Here is a 16,962-nt window from a genome sequence, read left to right on the forward strand (position 1 = left end):
GTCTCCCTCCCTTCTAATGTGAAAAGCAGATGCGCTTGCTCGGCGCACCTGCCTGTACCTACTACTCGTCTATTCTCAAAACGGCCATGAACGCTTCCTGCGGAACCTCAACGCTTCCGACCTGCTTCATCCGCTTTTTACCTTCCTTTTGCTTTTCCAAAAGCTTCCGTTTACGCGATATATCACCGCCGTAACACTTGGCCAATACGTTTTTGCGCATGGCCTTGACGGTTTCCCGGGAAATAATTTTTTGTCCGATTGCGGCCTGGATAGGCACTTCGAACATTTGGCGAGGAATCAGCTCCTTGAGCTTCTCACAAATGATGCGTCCCCGGTTATAGGCGCGGTCGCGGTGAACGATAAACGACAAGGCATCCACCTGTTCCCCGTTCAGCAGAATATCCATCTTCACCAGATTAGATCTTCTGTAGCCGGATAGCTCATAATCGAAGGAGGCGTAACCTTTGGTGCTCGATTTCAATTGGTCGAAGAAATCGTACACGATTTCGGCCAGCGGAATCTGGTACGTCAGCGTAACCCTCGTTGTATCGAGATACTCCATATTGACAAACTCGCCGCGCTTGTTTTGGCACAGCTCCATAATCGCTCCTACGTAATCGTTAGGAACAATGACGGCCGCTTTGACGTAAGGCTCTTCCACAAAATCGATCTTCCCCACTTCCGGGAATAAGGAAGGGTTCTCGATGGTCAGAACATCGCCATTGGTCAAAGTCACCTTGAACACAACGCTAGGCGCTGTCGTAATCAACGGGATATTGAATTCCCGCTCAATACGCTCTTGGATAACATCCATGTGCAGAAGCCCCAGGAAGCCACAGCGGAAGCCGAAGCCGAGAGCGGTCGACGTTTCCGGTTCAAAGCTTAGCGAAGCGTCATTCAACTGAAGCTTCTCCAGCGCTTCGCGCAAATCGTTATAATCGCTGGTTTCAATCGGATATAATCCGCAGAATACCATCGGGTTGATTTTGCGGTACCCCGGCAGTGCCTCCGGAGCCGGATTCTTGGCATCCGTCACCGTATCCCCGACCCGGGTGTCACCGACGTTTTTAATTCCGGCTACAATGAACCCTACATCGCCGATATCCAGGGAGTCGACGATCGTCATACGCGGCTTGAATGCGCCGACCTCGATCACCTCGAATACTTTCTCGGTCGCCATGAACTTGATCTTGGAGCCGGCACGGATCGATCCGTCAATGACACGAACGTAAACGATAACCCCTTTGTACGGGTCATAGTGCGAGTCGAAAATCAGCGCCTTCAAAGGTTCGTCCGGATTTCCTGAAGGGGCAGGAACCTTCTGAACGACCTGCTCCAATATTTCCTTAATCCCGATTCCTGCTTTCGCCGACGCTAGAACCGCTTCGCTTGCATCGAGCCCGATAACATCCTCAACTTCTTGCTTGACCCGCTCCGGATCTGCACTCGGCAGATCAATCTTGTTAATCACCGGCAGGATCTCCAGGTTGTTATCCAGAGCCAGATACACGTTAGCCAACGTTTGTGCCTCTATGCCTTGGGCTGCGTCCACTACGAGCAAAGCGCCTTCACAGGCGGCCAAGCTTCGCGATACCTCATACGTGAAATCGACGTGTCCCGGCGTATCGATCAAATTTAAAATATATTCTTCCCCGTCATCCGCACGATAGTTTAAACGTACGGCCTGCAGCTTAATCGTAATGCCCCGTTCTCGCTCCAGATCCATCTGGTCCAGAACCTGCTCCTGCATCTCGCGTGAGGAGAGCGCTCCGGTATACTCTAGAATCCGGTCGGCCAAGGTCGACTTGCCGTGGTCGATATGGGCAATAATCGAAAAGTTTCTAATCTTCTTCTGTCTTGCTTGAATATCCATCTGCGGAGACCCTCACTAACCTACAAATTTACAATACCTCTAATTATAGCAGTTGTGAAGGTGCACAGCAATGGATCGTTGCCGTAAACCTGATTAAGTAATCGTATCAAATAGCGCAACAAACCACCTTATGCCGTGGAAGGCAATGATTTGCAGCAGCTCGCCTATTTTGTTGCCTAACCGGTTAATCCCGGTTGCTTTGGAAATTTCCGTTTTGGGCTCGGCAGGCTCCACCTGTTCCTTTCCCTTTTCTTCCTTGGGGGAGGAAGAGTCTGCTGACTTGGAGCCGGTAGCGTTCGGCTTCTGCTCCTGCGTTTTGCCACCCGGCTGCCATGGCTTGACAATGGCTGCGTCCGAGGAGATCGGCCCCTGAATTCTCTCGACCCCTCGCGTAGCCATATCGACGCCGAAAAAGATGCAAAACCCGATACCAAGAACGATAATCAGCAATCTTACATAAAACTTTTTCATGGAATCCGCCCCCGCTGGTTCAAACACCCATTAATTTTTCTTGGCTTCCTTGGCATCGTTCTGAACTCCGCCGTCCACTTTCTGCACGTTCAGTACAACCTCCGTAATAGCGTTGGCCAGTAAATCCACCGTTCGATAGCATTCTTCCAGCGTATTGTCCACACCGCCTACTTCGATCAGCACGCTGTTCGGAGAAAAGTTCTGATTGTACACGCCATTGCCTTCCGCCGCTTTAGCGAACATTCCCTTCGAGATCCCCGGATATTTGGCTTCCAAAGCCGAATGAATTTGAGAAGCGAATTGCTCGTTTTCCTTCCAATCCGGGTTTTTACCCCCAATGATAAAGTACAGCTGTGCATAATCTTTGCCGTTCAGGGTTACCGTCGTTTTCTCGCGGCGCTGCGAATCGCGGTGAATATCAAAATAAAATTTCAAATCCGGGTGAGATGTCGTCGCTTCCTGCAAAGTTTTCAAAGAGTATTTATAGGAATAGGGATAATAAAATTTCTTTTCCACCGCCGGATAGTTAATATCTGAGTGAACGGCGCCAATACCGTCCTCCTCCAGCTTCTGTGCCAGTCGCAAGCCGACCAGCGTGACGTTCTTTTTGGAGTCGTATGCTTTATCCGGGTCCGTTACACCGGGCAATTCCGGTAAATAGGATTCGGTATTATGAGTTTGATAGATGAAGGCTACATTTTTGCCGGCTGTCTTTGGAGGCTGTGCCGAAGGGGCAGGAACGGCAGGCCCGATCACGGCAGCATCTCCTTCTTTTGGCGCAGTGGGGTTGGCGGTTATCGAGCCTTCGGCTCCTTCGCCGATTTTCGGAAGAGCGTCGCCTTTGGGGCTGTAATCCTCCGGACCATCGTTGCCAGTCGTGCTGCTTTTGCGCAGAACCACCGACCGGTCCTCTGTTAACCCCGGCATCTCTCTCGCAATAAACGTCTTGGGATCCTTCATATTGAGATCCGTAACCAAAGAAAAGAGAAAGCCGGATACGTTAGCCTGGGAAAACGTGAACGATTGCCGATTTTTTTGCAAGTGCGGCATTTCCATCCCCATCATATCCATAAAAAATTGACTCGATACCGCCGCAGCCAATCCTTTCATGGAGGACGACGGCGTCGTATTGCTCCATCTCGCCTGAGCGTATCCAAGCAAGCCTAGCGCTATGAAAAAGAACAGGCAGCCCGCCACTAAAAAACTGATGATTCGAACGTATACTCCCAGGTCTTGTCCTGCTTTGCGATATTTGTTCAGATTTACCGTTACTGCAGTCCATTTCATTTGGTTCCCTCCTTAGAGCTTTCCGCAGGAAAGCTGTCTTCGTAAGCGTTGCTGAGCTTTCCGAAGGAAAGCTGTCTTCGTAAGCGTTACTGAGCTTTCCGCAGGAAAGCTAGTTTGTTAAAAAACACAGCACTTGAACTATTGCCGATATACTCCGGTGGGATATCCCCCTCCAGCCGCTGTTGAAACCCGTGGAATGTCATTATATTTAGCGGTATTTTCACGGATTTCAAAGGCGGACGTAAACTCCTCCGAGGCATACCCCACCTCCGTTTGCAGCGTAGTTCTCGTAAAACAAGGTTTTTCAACAAGCCAAGCTTTCCAAAGGAAAGCTGTCTTTCGTAAGCGTTACAAGCTTTCCTTTCTGGAAAACTATCATCATATTCGCTGCAAGCCATCGAAGCATCCTCTGCCTAGTAACTAGCACCCATCCTTCATCCATCGTCCTGCCTTCTAATTTAAATCTATGAGAGGTTGCTAGAAGATAGAACCGCTATTTCATAGTCATAGGCTTTCTTTAAGATTCCTTTTTAATAGAGAGCATAAACAACAGCAATAGGGACACCCGCCCTAAGCCGTAGAACGGCTTGACCGAATGTCCCTATGGTAATAGCAGGATTAATGTGTATAAGCCGATACATTATCGGCGTCGATGGCCTCATGGAGAGCTGCATTTAAGCCGCTCGCAATAATATTGGCAATGTCTTCAATAAACTGGTCGATTTCTTTCGGGGTTACCAGCAGATCATGCCCGAGCGGATTTAATACCTCTCTAACCAGCTCCAGACGTTCATTTTCCTGCATTTTGTCCAGGAGACCCAATATGGTTCCTGTATTATCAGTTTGTCTCCGAAAATGATTGTGCATCATGTCGAACGCATTATTGACGATGGTGGAGGCAAAGACCACTGTCGGCACCCCGATCGCAATAACCGGTACACCAAGGGTTTGCAGTGTCAATCCTTTGCGTTTATTTCCGATTCCGGAGCCGGGATGGATGCCCGTATCGGCTATTTGGATCGTCGTATTGACTCTTTCGAGGGATAGAGAGGCAAGAGCATCGACGGCTATGACCAAATCCGGCTTGGACTTCTCCACGATCCCTTGGACGATATCCCCTGTCTCGATCCCGGTAATTCCAAGCACCCCGGGTGCCACGGCACTGACAGGACGGTACCCCGGGCTTACCTGATCAGGCATCAGCTCAAAATAATGGCGGGTGACCATTATATTTTCAACGACAATAGGGCCTAAAGCGTCCGGCGTCACATTCCAGTTGCCCAGCCCGATAACAAGAACCTTGGCGTTCGGACTTATGTTGAGCTTTTTCAAAAACGCCTCAAATTCCTTGGCTATCACCATGGCAACACGGTCCTGCAGATCGGTGTTTTTTTGACGAAGCTCGGGAGCCTCGATGGTGATATAATGACCGGGAAGCTTGCCGATTGCTTGGGCACCTTCATTCGAAGTAATATCGATCGTGCTGATCCGAATGCCATCCTGATTATCTACAGACCTATGTACTCCCGGGATGAGCTGCTCGCCTGAAGAAGCCAAATCATGCGCTTCGAGAGCCAGGTCAGTCCGGACCGAATAAGCGCTTAAATCCATCGGGCATATCTCCTTTCATCATAAGCATGCATCGTTAGTGTGTGATAAAGGAATGAGCGCTATTCAAAATTGTCAGACCCGCCCAAATGACTCTATTGCAATTTGATATGGGGCATGTTAGAATATCAAGAGTTGTCAACAAATAGGCATCGAATGTAGGAATGCAAGTCGTATTAGGAGGTGAACGTCAATGCCGAACATTAAATCCGCGATTAAAAGAGTAAAAGTAAGTGAAAAGCGTCGTCTTCGCAACGCATCTCACAAATCCGCTCTTCGCACTGCAGTTAAGAGCTTTGAAACTGCTGCAGCCAGCAACAATGTGGAAACTGCAAAAGCAGCCTTGATTGCTGCCAGCAAAAAACTGGACAAAGCAGCAACTAAAGGTTTAATCCATAAAAATGCCGCTGCCCGCAAAAAATCCCGTTTAGCGAAAAAACTGAACGCGATTTCTGCTCAGGCCTAATTCAAAAAGACCGGTTCCCATTGGGAATCGGTCTTTTTTTACTCCTGTAGAATGGATAAGCTCTAAGGGCATCGGTTGTAATTATCATCCGAGCTATCGGAGTATATCTTTCCCCCTCCAGCTCAGATGTCCCTCTCTTAAGCAATCAGCTTCAATAAAAACATTTCAAGCCCCAGTACCTTGTCGATTTTGCCGCTCTTCATCTGATAATCCAAATCGGATAATTGATCCAAAATGTTCGCGAGCCGCTTCAGCTCAAAACGGCTGCTTTGGCCTGCCGCAATTTTCACTGCATATGGATGCAGCCCCAGCTGGGAAGCCATCTGCTGCTGGGAGTAGCCTTGCTGCTGCAAATCCTTTACCTGGAACATGATGCGGAACTGACGGGCAATTAAAGCCATAATCTTGATCGGCTCTTCTTTTCTGCGCAGCAGCTCGGAAAGCATCGTAAATGCTTTTTCCAATTGCAGCTGTACAATATGCTCTATAAGGATAAAAATATTTTGCTCTATCGTACGCGTGACGAGCTGCTCCAATGCATCCTCCGTCAGAACCCCTCCACGCCCGACGAAGAGCGCGCATTTTTCCAGCTCGCTCGATAAAACCTGAAGGCTTGTCCCCGTATACATAATGAACTGCTCGATGACACCCGGCGCGAACGAGAAGCCTGCCTTCTCAGCCTCCTGCTTCACCCAATGGGACAGGTCGTCCGCCGATAATGAAGCGCAGGAAACGAGGCAATCCGCCTCCTTCAAGCTCTTGACCACCTTCTTTCTCTCATCGAGCTTATCCGCATCCACCGTCAGCACAATGACGGAGAAATCGGCCGGTGTCTTCAAATATTGGGTTAGACGTTCCGGCTTATGCTCCACCTTAGCACTTTCCTTGGCTCCAGTAAGGAACAAGGCATTAGAGGCCACAACAAGCTTGCGGGGCACCATAAATGGGAGTGTCTCTGCTTCCTCAATGACGGTATCGAGCGTTGTCTCCGACAGGTCATATTTGGTTACGGCAAAAGGCTTTTGCTCCGGATCGATCATTTTGTCCGTCAGCTTTTCTATCAAGGCATGAATCAGGTAAGATTCAGCACCGTAGAACACATAAACAGGAGCAAACCTCCCCTGTTGAATTTGTTTTAATGCCGCTTTATAGTCCATCTCCGCCACCCCTACATTCTTCTTTTGCCATTGTAGCAACAACAAAGGGATTACGTCAAAACCTGCAGGTTTTAGACATAATCCCTTTGCACGAAACCCCATCTATATAAACACTTAGAGGAAAGCTCTAGAAACCTTCCCCGTGGTGGTCATACGACGCGCTCGTAGAGTGACGGTACACCATATTATATTACGCCGCGACAATTTGGTGACTGCCGCGGCATAATCCTTATTTTTTTATTTCCGTTTTGTCTTTTAAATGAATGACATAAGTCGTTGTTCCTGAATCGTTACTTACACGGTAAGTCAGCAGATTGCCTTCCGTCCATTCCACCAGTTCGATCTTGTCTTTATCCGTCCATTTGTTGGGCGAAGTATATAGAACCTTCTGCTGATTATCGGTAATAATGACCTGATGGTTATCATTGACAGACGCGATATATGCCTTATCCTGAGAGGCCAATGCGGTCGGAGTACCCGCAGAGGCTGCCGAATACAGCCGATTATATCCTGGCTCCTCCTGATTCGTCTTGTCTTCGGAATCATGCTTCATTATCCCCATCATTCCTGCCTTTTGGTCGAGAGCCGGCGTAGAAGATCTGCTATCGCTCTCTTGCCCGCTGGAATCCGGGTGTCCGTGATCAGGAGCCACCATCTTGCTGACGGCACCGCCGCTGCGCTCCGGTGAAGCACTAACAGGAGGAGGGGCCATCCCCTCATTCACAGGGGCTTCTGACGGCTGTACCTCGGGCTCGGACGCCGGAGCTTGATCACCCGCATCCGGCAGCTTAGGCTCTTCTACTGCGCCCGCAGGGGGAGCTTGCTGCTGCTGCTGATTTACCTGCTGCTCTTGTACAGGAGCTGTGTCTACTGATTTCTTCAGTTGATCTGTCAACGCCCCCGATTCATTGCCACCGGCATTGGCCGAAACCTTTGGCTCCGCATCCTTAGGTGCAGGAGAAGCCGCCGGGGCTGTCGGAACGGAATCCGGCTTTGGTGCTTCCTTTGCCACATTCCTATCCAAAAACGGTTCGGCCGCCCCTGCCGCCTTCGGCTGCGTCGAATTTCCGGCCCCGGAAGAAGCTGCGGAGTCCGCGCTTTTCGCTTTGGTTTGCGAAGAAGATAACAGCATGGGTCCCGCATCCTTCATGCTGCCGTTTTTCTCCTGCTGCTCAAACACGAAGAACCCGAGAACCAGTCCGGCAGCAACCACACCGCCGACAATACGCATGGAAACGAGCCCGCGAATTCTTTTGCGCCAGCCCGCTGCCTGGTCGATAGATACGGCAGCTTTCTCGTTGCTGCTCGTCTCATTATATTTTTCAGGCTGTGCCATGACAGGAGCCGCCGGATATTCTACGGCCGGGAACCCCTCATCAATTCTTTGCAGCTTAGGCATAATGGCATCCACCAGGCTGTAGGCTGGGGTTACCTTCGGCAGCTGCTCCAGCTCCTCAGACAATGCCACCAACCGTTGAAACAGCTCTGTGCATTCCGAGCAGTGCTGCAAATGCCCGAGCATTTGTTCATATTCCAATTCATCGAGATCCTGATCGAGGTATCTCTGCATGAGTTCGATCACCTCTTGACACATCATCCCGCACACTACCTTTCTAAACAATTCACAATTGATATTTTTACAAAGACGAAAGCAGAATCCTTATTGTCTGTTATTATCCGTTCCGCCGCGCATAACGATCTACCCTCTGACCGTATCGCTTTTGGTTTTTTTGTAATCCTGCAACAACGTTTGTAACTGCTGCCTTGCCCTGAATAAATAGGACTTCACCGTGTTGATGGGCAAATCTAAAGATTCGGCAATTTCGTTGTAGGAAAAATCCTGCAAATATCGCAGTACAACCACCGATCGATGATGTTCCGGCAGCCTATCAATCGCCTCTTTTATATCTTGGGCAACATATGCGGACATTACCTCATCTTCTACCGTCTTGTTTGCAGTAAAATTCAGCTCATGCTCCTCAATGGAAATTGTAGGCTTGGTTCTTCTGAATTTGTCTATACATAGATTAGTGACAATCCGTTGTACCCATGTCTTGAACTGAGCCTTCTCTTCATATGAGTTGATTTTTGTATAAATCCGTATTAACGCTTCCTGTGCGGCATCCATAGCGTCCTGCTCATTGCCCAGAATATAATAAGCAGTCCGATATACATGATTCTCTATTTCACGCAGTAGGGTAATTAGAGCGTCGCGATCGCCCGACTGGGCAGCCTTTATCAGTTCTGGCGCTACCACTGGGATCCCCCTCTCTTGCAACTATATAAACGAACGCAATGAATAAAATGTTGCACCTCATGAACTCTACTTAGAATATCAAATTTTGGCTTGCAGGTATACTAGGATCACTTCCCTTACGTCCTGCAACAACAGGTCCGATCCTGGCTATTTTTCTAGAAGAACTTATTTCTGCCAAGAACCGCTTTTTCCCACAAAGAATATTGTCAGGTTCACCAATGACCCTTGTCGTAAATTGATGTAAAATGATGTGAAAATGAGATGGATGCTTGTCTTATAAGGAGAGGGGATTGTGGCTATGTCCGTTGGAAGTGAAGACCGCATTTTTTGGCTCGATACTATGAGCAGAATTGCACAGCCTGTGCTTTATCATTTAAATCAACGGCAGTTAAAGGATAAAATGCCAATCGAGCGCAAGGTGGACGACAGACACCTGTTCACTTATTTGGAGGCGCTCGGACGTCTATTAACGGGAATGGCTCCCTGGCTGGAACACGGGGCTCGTACCGGAGAGGAAGGCAGATTGCGTGAGCGTTATGCCGAGCTGGCCCGAGGGGCGATTGAAGCTGCCACGGATCCATCCTCGCCGGATTTCATGAATTTCTCCGAAGGCTATCAACCGATCGTTGATGCGGCTTTCCTGTCGCATGCTTTGCTTCGCGCACCGGAGGAGCTGTGGAACAAGCTGAACCCGGATGTGAAGCAGAATGTTATCCGGGCGCTGCAATCCACACGTACACGTAAACCTTTCTTTAATAATTGGCTGCTGTTCTCCGCCATGATTGAGACGGCATTATATCGTGCCGGGGCGGAGTGGGACCGAATGCGTGTCGATTATGCACTCAAACAGCATGAGCAGTGGTATAAGGGAGACGGCGTCTATGGGGACGGACCGGACTTCCATGCCGATTATTACAACAGCTTCGTTATCCAGCCTATGCTGGTCGATATTATAGCCGCGCTTAAGGGTGAAGACCCGACTTGGGCTGATATGGAAGAGAACGTTATTCGTCGTGCAAGGCGCTATGCCGTTCAACAAGAAAGATCCATCTCGCCGGAAGGAACCTTCCCTGCTATCGGGCGTTCGTTGGCATACCGTTTCGGAGCCTTCCAGCTGCTCAGTCAAATGGCTCTGCAGCATCAGCTGGACCCCAGCCTGGAGCCCGCTCAGGTGCGATGCGCGCTGACAGCCGTTATAAAGCGAATGATTCAAGCGCCAGGGACTTTCGACGAGAATGGGTGGCTTACCATCGGTTTTTGCGGGCATCAGCCTGAGGTCGGGGAAACTTACATTTCTACCGGAAGCCTCTACTTGTGCTCTGCTGTATTTCTGCCGCTGGGCTTGCCCGAGGAGGACCCGTTCTGGCAAGGAGCAGCGGATTGGACGAACAAGAAGGCATGGGGCTCTCAAAGCTTCCCTATTGATAAAGCACTTTATTAATTATGTTGCAACATAACCCCCTGGAAGAATGGGCGTTGGCTTATAAAGCTGAATCCAAATAGTTGGCTGGGTACCCCGAAATATAACAATGTAAAAAAAGCAGCATCCTGTCTATTGTACAGGTGCTGCTTTTTTGTATAAGTCGTTACATCAAAGCCCCTATGAATAGTGGCTAATCAAGCTTTTTCACCGGACGGTGATGCCGTCTTTCGTTCTGAAACGAATACTCCGAGCAGAATGATCGCTATTCCGATCCACTGCAGCAGATATGTCTGCTCATGGAGCAGCAGGGCGGAACAAATTATGACCACAGGCAGCTCAACAGAACCCAGCACGGCCGCTAATCCGGTCTCGATAAAAGGCGCGCCCTTGGCATACAGAAACGGAGGCAGAATCATACCAAACACGGCTAGTAAGATTCCCCATTTCCACAGTCCTTGGGCAAGCGAGCCGTTCCAAAGAAATTGCGGCGGCATCAGGATCAGCACAATCAATGCAGCCCCCGTGATCATCCACGTACTGCGGAACAGTGCCGGCAAATGTGTCGCCACTCTGCCGCTGAAGAAGATAAACATCGTATAGCAGCAGGCCGCCAATAATCCGAGTCCGATCCCGCTGGCGCTTGGACGCGATACCGTACCCGAAACAATACCAGAGGCAAGCACCGTGCCTGCCAAGGTCAGCACCATGGCGATCCATTGAAACAGAGTCGGCAACCTTTTCTCTACCAGCCAATCCAGCAGCATCCCCATCCAGGTAAACTGGAACAAGAGCAATACGGCGAATGATGCATCAAGCACCTGCAGCGATTGGTAGTAAAAATAGCCTGTCAGTCCTGTAAACGTTCCACCTGCCACGAGCTTCAGAATAATCCCTGGTGTAATTCCCTTCATCTGCCGAAGCTTCGTCAGGCTTAAGAGCCAAAGGACGATTAAGCCAATAGAAACCTGGCTGCCGGTAATTTCCGCTGCCGAGAATCCGCTCTGGTAACCGAGCTTCACGAAAGTTGACAACACGCCATAAGAGGCGGCGCCCAACAAGACGAACCAAATGGCTTTCCAACGGTTCTTGGATGTCATGTCTTTTCCTTCTTTTTCAATTCCCTCACCCACCCATGAAGTCTTTTGCAAGACTCACACAATCTTACACTATAAGGGAACGGTCGAAAATATTCAAGCGATTGTTTCATTTTTCAACAACCGCCATATATTGGCCCCCCCGTTTTTTTGAATGACCGGAACGAATTTGCATGCTGTACGTATTATAGAGCATTTTATTTGGTATAGTGATGTGCTAGCTGAGCTCACCCATTTTCTGCCGAAAGGACGTTTTCCTATGGACTTTGCCTTATACGCCACCCTCTCGCTTATCGTGCCCATTCTTGTGTTATTAGGAATCATCACAGCAAAAATAATTTCAGGAAAAGGCATTCCAAACAGTGACTACACCCCTTTCGATGCCATAACAGGGCATACTCCCGTTGAAATTCATGAAGAGAAGCAGGAGAAGGAGGAGCGGGATGATCAAGGGGATGACAAGGATAAACACCTAATCCGCCAAAAAGATAAACCTTGAGAGGAGAAGCCTCCTCTCGGCGAGTTACTGGCCGCGGTTTAGGAAGGTTAAGATCTTTTCCATAATCAGATCCAGAGGTTCGGTGGTGTCTACGACTAGCTCCTCCGGAAGGGGAAGAATGCTCAAATCGCCATAATAAGCTTTCAGCTCGGCAAAATCCGTAATAAGCTGATTCGGCAGCGGACTTCGTTTTCTCTGGTTCAATCGGTCCGCCCAGACCGTTTCATCCCTGCAGACACACAACACACTGAAAAGCAGGTATCCGCGTTCCTCTAACCAAGCGCGGAAGCGCAGTATTTCATCCTGGCGGTTGAATGGGAAATCCAGTATCCAACTGCCATCCGCTTTGCTGTTGGTTTCAAGAAATTGAAACAAAATGCCGTAGCTTATTTTGTTTCTATGCTCATGTTCTTTAACATACAATGCGGCTGCATCGTAGAAATCGTCCTTGCGTAATATCGGAAGATGCAAATGTTTACTTAGCCGGTTCGAGATAGCTGTTTTGCCGACACCAGGCCGTCCTCTAACTAAAATCACCTCAGGCAATAAGCTCTCCTCCTGTCTAGGCTGCATAGTGATAATTATTTCAAATCCGGAGCCGTAACGACCGATAGCTGACCTTGCTGTAAGGTTTGCCCCGTCGGGGACTTGGAATCCGTCTGGACGACCTGCACATAAACATGATTTTCAAAATAACCTGTCGTCCGGGCGGTCTGCAGCAGCTTGTCGGGCCATGTTCCCGCCCATGCGTAGCCATTTCGTCTTTCTTCATCAATCTCATTTAAATCATGCCTGATGACCGAGTCACGACCGGAAAAAATCGGAAGATTAGTGCCGATCTCATAAAAACGGTACCAGGTTGAGCTTTTGGCATCAGGAACAAAGTACACTTTGTTAGGATCACGCGGAACGTATTTAATCCCTTTTAAGCGGACTTCTTCGAACCAGTTCAGAGCACCTTCTATCGCGTCCTTCACTTCCTCCGAAGGCTTCTGCAGCGACATCAAATATTGAACGATTGCAACCGATTCCGACCCTGAAATGGATGGAAATTCATAGGCACGCGCCGGCCTTGGCTCATACGTGACCGGATCATGCTGCGCGCACCAGGCGGTTCTTTTGCCGTCGACTATGATCTGAGACTTCAGAATATATTCCAGCCCCCGGTCAAGCGAATGCTGAATGGCCTGGCTCCTGTCATCGTCAATCAAGTCGGTATCGAAAGGATATTTCTTCTTAACCGCAAGTGCAAGTACATTCATGACTCGCATCATGGCATTGTCATTGAATGTTACATAATCGGAATAATTGCCTCTCGCCGGGTATACCTGCGGCCACCCTCCGCTTGAATACTGCATTTTCAATAAAAAATCGATAGCACGGAGAGCCGATGCTTTGTATTTCGAATCCCCTGTATCCTTATATACCATGGCCATGAAGAGCAGCTCGTTCGTCGTACCTTCGTTATCGATCGTCCCGATATCCTGTCCGTCCTTCGTGCGCCATTCGGAGCGAAGCACTTTCCCGTCCCAAGGCTTTTTGTATTCTTTGGACATGTTTTTAAACCAGCCGCCGTTGTCCATCTGCCAGGAGATCAGGTGATTCGCCTGCTCGATATTTTGCTCCCTGCTCCCCGTATAATAATCTGCTGTGAAATAAGGGGCTTTTCCCGGCAGGATAACCTCCTCTTTGCTAAACGTCGCATCCGGGTTCAACGCTTGTTCCAGCTCCATGACGGCAACCGTTTGGTGGCTTTTATTCTCCTTGGTCGTTACTTTGTTAACCGGGAGACTGGAGCTTAATAGCGGTTCCAGCCCGTACCAGGTTCCCTGGGCTTTTTTGATGGCCAAATCGGAGGCACTGAAAGGGCTGAGCTTACCGCCGAATGTAATCTCTACTGTTGACGGGTTAGTTAATACACTGCTGACGATAGGCAATTCTTGAGTGGACTTGTCCGAACCGGCGGAAGGGAGTGCTGCAGCCGTCTGATCATTCCGGTGCTTATCCATAACGAACAGCAAAGCGGCTATTCCCAGGCAAACAGCAGCTCCCGCCGCAATAAGAGGCTTGCGTCTAAATTGTCTTATCATGCTTCTTCCCTTTACTATGAAATTGTTGTAGCTGGCATGGTCGTAAGTTGCAGATTTTATTGTAAACCCTGCCATTTCCAATTTCTATGCGATTCGATGCTCATTAACAGCAAATATTTGTCATTTTTGCTCTGAGTCTTCAAGAAATCTCGTTCGCATCCGGATAGCGCCATCCTTGATCCGCATTTGAACCTCGCCGTGGCCATCCGTACGCAAAATACGAATGTCCCTCGCTTCTAATCGGCCTAATATAGTTGGATGAGGATGACCGTATACATTATTGGGGCCGACGGAAATAACCGCGTACCTGGGCTGCCATGCATCCAGCCATGCTTCGGTCGTCGAGGTTTTGCTGCCGTGGTGCGCGACCTTCAAAACATCAATCGGACCTATAGATTCCGACTTTTGCCGCCCCCCTGAAGGGATAACGTCCAATCCTGAAGCACTCGCTCCTTCCAGCATTCGAAGCACAGCTGCTTCTGAGGCTTGCTCCATATCCCCCGTAAACAGCCACCTCGTTCCCTGCATGTCCATTAAAAAAACGACAGACTCCGCATTCTGCTCCTTCTCTACCCGAATCCCTGCATTGCCCTGCTGCGAAGGAAGAGGAAATAAAAATTGAAGACGCGTCTCCTCATCGACCTTAAGGACGTCGCCCGCATAAGCTTTAACCAGCTGGACACCGTAATCCAATGCTGTCTGAAATAAAGTCTCGGCCCCGGTTGTCGGCTTAGCCGTTCCGTTAAAAATAAGCTGCTTGACCGGAATTTGCTCCAATACTGCCTGGAGTCCTCCAATATGGTCCGCGTCCTGATGCGTCACGATCAAGTAATCGATCTGCTGAACCCCTCTTTTCTTCAGCATGGGCACCAGCAGCTTGCGTCCTACCTCATACGGATCCGAGCGCTGCTTCCATTCCTCGCCCGGCTTGCGGAAGGTGACCGTCCCACCTCCATCGACTAAAATAATGCTGCCGCTCTGCGGAGAGCGGATCATGATGCTGTCACCCTGCCCCACATCCATAAAGTTGACCTGCCCCTCCCGGCTCCATCGATCCGGCTGATAGGCATAAAGCAGCAGCAGGATGAGACCTGCGGAAGCCGCTGGAAACAGAAGGGCTTTGATTGACTTCACGGCTTTTTCCCTTGAAAAGCGGAAGGACTTGTTCCCTATAGGCACTCCGGTAAGCATGGGTCCGGCCTTCGCCTCTCCCGTCTGGTCAAGCCCGCCCCCCTTTCTATTGAGCCAGCCGTAAATAACCAATGCCCAGGCCGCATAATAAGCGATAATCCATACAATACCCGGAGTAGGCCATATCGTCTGAAATAGATGCCATGGACTCACCGCAGCAACAAGCATAAAAATCCATTCATTTCCTTTGGCAACCAGCCAAGCCAGTGCTTGCCCGACTGTTGAAGACAGAAAGCTGATTAACAAGGCTGCCGTTCCCGCAGGCATCGTAAACATACTAAACACGGGTACCAAGGCGAAGTTAGCTGCGAGGGAAAGCAGAGAAAATTGATTGAAATAATAGATCGAAACCGGAAAAGATATGCACTGGGCCACTATCGTTATGGACAATGCATCCCTCAGGGAGCGTGAACGAATGGGCAGCAGCTTGTTAGCGTACGGAACGCCAAGAATAAGACCGATCGTTACGAGAAAAGAAAGCTGGAAGCTTACATCCAGCAAATAATAAGGCTCCCACAGCAGCATCACCCACCCGACAATCAACACGGTATGAAGCCCGTCCTTCAAAGTATGCCGGTAGGCTGCGTACAACCCCAGCATGGCCATTAGGCCTGCACGGATGATGGAAGGAGATGCTCCGGTGACGGCAATGTAAACGGGCATCATGATCATCCCTGTGATCAGATATGTCTCGCGGGTGAAGCCTAATCGGCGCATAATCCACAATAAACAAGCCAAAAAAATAGCCACATTCAGCCCGGAAATGGCTATGATATGGGTTAGTCCAAGCTGGGAGAACTGCTGGAACTGCTCGGGATCTATATCGTCCGTTAAACCAATCAGCATGCCTTTCATAAACCCTGCCTGCTCCTTCGGAAACAACCGTTCTACCCCATCCCCCAGCATGGAGCGAAACTGGTCATTCCATCGAAGCACCTGAGTCCATGTCCAGGCCTCGGGTTCTGTTCTCTCGACATTGGAGGTCCCTTTGACGGTTACCTGCCAATGAATGTGCTGATAACGCAAGTAATGGCGGTAATCAAATCCGCCAAAATTACGTGCCTCATTCGGAGCCTGCAGAGCTCCCTGCAGCCGGACGTGATCTCCACGCCGCCATGTCATTGCCTCCTGCTGTTCCTGCTTCGAGAGAAGCTTGACGGATACAGCGAACCTCTCCCCAGCCTTATCGTCCATTCGTACGGTAAAAGCGGCTTTATCGCCGTCTACCTCGACTTGATTACTGATAACCCCCTTTAGCTCGAAGCTTGAGCTTGCAATGTTGTTAGGCTCTATGTCCAGCGCGCTCCGATTGCGTCGGTCATAATCCTCGTAATATCCTGCGGAGATCCCTATGACCAGCAGCATACATACGAGTGGAGTCCAGGGACGGCGCGTCATCCATAGGATTATGGCGGCAATGGCTCCAGCAAGGCTGGTATACAATGAAAGCCATGGAATATCCGCCGTATAGCCCACAATATAGCCGAACGTCCAAAGCAGCGTAAAAAGTACAACAGGACGGTTCACACGCTCTTCTCCTTTCCCG

The 16,962-nt window shown here is 49.5% G+C and carries 14 protein-coding genes; 3 read left to right on the forward strand and 11 right to left on the reverse strand.

The genetic code is table 11. The features are described from left to right. Nucleotides 1–61 precede the first annotated feature (61 nt). The 4 genes from lepA to gpr form a co-directional block, all read right to left on the reverse strand. Entirely contained in the window at nt 62–1,873 is a 1,812-nt protein-coding gene (gene lepA, locus B1728_RS12725; protein ID WP_079910575.1) for a translation elongation factor 4, read from the reverse strand. 93 nt (nt 1,874–1,966) lie between these two features. Further along, nucleotides 1,967–2,344 carry a DUF3679 domain-containing protein gene (locus B1728_RS12730; protein WP_079910576.1) on the reverse strand — a complete coding sequence of 126 codons (378 nt, stop codon included), beginning with the start codon at nt 2,342–2,344 and terminating at the stop codon, nt 1,967–1,969. A 30-nt stretch (nt 2,345–2,374) separates the two neighbouring features. After that, entirely contained in the window at nt 2,375–3,631 is a 1,257-nt protein-coding gene (locus B1728_RS12735; RefSeq protein WP_079910577.1) for a stage II sporulation protein P, read from the reverse strand. A gap of 618 nt (nt 3,632–4,249) precedes the next feature. Beyond that, a complete protein-coding gene (gene gpr, locus B1728_RS12740) occupies nt 4,250–5,242 on the reverse strand; it encodes a GPR endopeptidase (RefSeq protein WP_079910578.1) in 993 nt (330 codons plus the stop codon). A gap of 190 nt (nt 5,243–5,432) precedes the next feature. Between gpr and rpsT the strand changes: the two genes are divergently transcribed. After that, nucleotides 5,433–5,705, forward strand: a complete 273-nt coding sequence (gene rpsT / locus B1728_RS12745) for a 30S ribosomal protein S20 (protein ID WP_079910579.1) — start codon at nt 5,433–5,435, stop codon at nt 5,703–5,705. Nucleotides 5,706–5,842: 137 nt separating this feature from the next. Here the strand turns inward: rpsT and holA are convergent, their stop codons facing one another. The 3 genes from holA to B1728_RS12760 all read right to left on the reverse strand — a co-directional run bounded on the left by holA (nt 5,843) and on the right by B1728_RS12760 (nt 9,119). Further along, the gene (holA, locus tag B1728_RS12750; RefSeq protein ID WP_079910580.1) at nt 5,843–6,862 is read right to left on the reverse strand and encodes a DNA polymerase III subunit delta; all 1,020 of its coding nucleotides are present in this window, start codon (nt 6,860–6,862) and stop codon (nt 5,843–5,845) included. Nucleotides 6,863–7,091: 229 nt separating this feature from the next. Beyond that, entirely contained in the window at nt 7,092–8,459 is a 1,368-nt protein-coding gene (locus B1728_RS12755; protein ID WP_079910581.1) for an anti-sigma factor family protein, read from the reverse strand. Nucleotides 8,460–8,561: 102 nt separating this feature from the next. Further along, on the reverse strand, nt 8,562–9,119 hold the full coding sequence (locus B1728_RS12760; protein ID WP_079910582.1) for an RNA polymerase sigma factor: 558 nt from the start codon (nt 9,117–9,119) through the stop codon (nt 8,562–8,564). A 298-nt stretch (nt 9,120–9,417) separates the two neighbouring features. On the opposite strand from B1728_RS12760, the gene B1728_RS12765 reads away from it, so the two are divergent. Continuing rightward, nucleotides 9,418–10,560 carry a DUF2264 domain-containing protein gene (locus B1728_RS12765; protein WP_079910583.1) on the forward strand — a complete coding sequence of 381 codons (1,143 nt, stop codon included), beginning with the start codon at nt 9,418–9,420 and terminating at the stop codon, nt 10,558–10,560. Nucleotides 10,561–10,736: 176 nt separating this feature from the next. Here B1728_RS12765 and B1728_RS12770 read toward each other — a convergent pair whose 3' ends face one another. After that, complete coding sequence (locus B1728_RS12770) at nt 10,737–11,639, reverse strand: EamA family transporter (protein ID WP_079910584.1); 903 nt, start codon at nt 11,637–11,639, stop codon at nt 10,737–10,739. A 256-nt stretch (nt 11,640–11,895) separates the two neighbouring features. On the opposite strand from B1728_RS12770, the gene B1728_RS12775 reads away from it, so the two are divergent. After that, nucleotides 11,896–12,135 (forward strand): DUF3951 domain-containing protein, encoded by a 240-nt coding sequence (locus B1728_RS12775; RefSeq protein WP_079910585.1) that lies wholly within the window; start codon nt 11,896–11,898, stop codon nt 12,133–12,135. A 24-nt stretch (nt 12,136–12,159) separates the two neighbouring features. On the opposite strand, the gene B1728_RS12780 is transcribed toward B1728_RS12775, so the two are convergent. From B1728_RS12780 to B1728_RS12790, 3 genes are all read right to left on the reverse strand, one after another. Further along, nucleotides 12,160–12,672: a P-loop nucleotide/nucleoside kinase family protein gene (locus B1728_RS12780; RefSeq protein WP_256865340.1), complete on the reverse strand. Its 513-nt coding sequence runs from the start codon at nt 12,670–12,672 to the stop codon at nt 12,160–12,162. Between the two features lie 44 nt (nt 12,673–12,716). Further along, nucleotides 12,717–14,225, reverse strand: a complete 1,509-nt coding sequence (gene pelA / locus B1728_RS12785; protein WP_179135991.1) for a pectate lyase — start codon at nt 14,223–14,225, stop codon at nt 12,717–12,719. A gap of 120 nt (nt 14,226–14,345) precedes the next feature. Beyond that, the gene (locus B1728_RS12790) at nt 14,346–16,943 is read right to left on the reverse strand and encodes a ComEC/Rec2 family competence protein (RefSeq protein WP_079910588.1); all 2,598 of its coding nucleotides are present in this window, start codon (nt 16,941–16,943) and stop codon (nt 14,346–14,348) included. Nucleotides 16,944–16,962: the final 19 nt, after the last annotated feature.

This window comes from Paenibacillus sp. 32352, from assembly GCF_002042965.1.
Classification (GTDB): domain Bacteria; phylum Bacillota; class Bacilli; order Paenibacillales; family NBRC-103111; genus Paenibacillus_S; species Paenibacillus_S vulneris.

Excerpts from the sequence above, each read along its gene's own strand:
- holA (WP_079910580.1), bottom strand. The coding sequence starts at position 6,862 with ATGGACTATAAAGCGGCATTAAAACAAATTCAACAGGGGAGGTTTGCT.
- pelA (WP_179135991.1), bottom strand. The coding sequence starts at position 14,225 with ATGATAAGACAATTTAGACGCAAGCCTCTTATTGCGGCGGGAGCTGCT.
- B1728_RS12775 (WP_079910585.1), top strand. The coding sequence starts at position 11,896 with ATGGACTTTGCCTTATACGCCACCCTCTCGCTTATCGTGCCCATTCTT.
- lepA (WP_079910575.1), bottom strand. The coding sequence starts at position 1,873 with ATGGATATTCAAGCAAGACAGAAGAAGATTAGAAACTTTTCGATTATT.
- B1728_RS12755 (WP_079910581.1), bottom strand. The coding sequence starts at position 8,459 with ATGATGTGTCAAGAGGTGATCGAACTCATGCAGAGATACCTCGATCAG.
- gpr (WP_079910578.1), bottom strand. The coding sequence starts at position 5,242 with ATGGATTTAAGCGCTTATTCGGTCCGGACTGACCTGGCTCTCGAAGCG.
- rpsT (WP_079910579.1), top strand. The coding sequence starts at position 5,433 with ATGCCGAACATTAAATCCGCGATTAAAAGAGTAAAAGTAAGTGAAAAG.
- B1728_RS12770 (WP_079910584.1), bottom strand. The coding sequence starts at position 11,639 with ATGACATCCAAGAACCGTTGGAAAGCCATTTGGTTCGTCTTGTTGGGC.
- B1728_RS12730 (WP_079910576.1), bottom strand. The coding sequence starts at position 2,344 with ATGAAAAAGTTTTATGTAAGATTGCTGATTATCGTTCTTGGTATCGGG.
- B1728_RS12735 (WP_079910577.1), bottom strand. The coding sequence starts at position 3,631 with ATGAAATGGACTGCAGTAACGGTAAATCTGAACAAATATCGCAAAGCA.
- B1728_RS12765 (WP_079910583.1), top strand. The coding sequence starts at position 9,418 with ATGTCCGTTGGAAGTGAAGACCGCATTTTTTGGCTCGATACTATGAGC.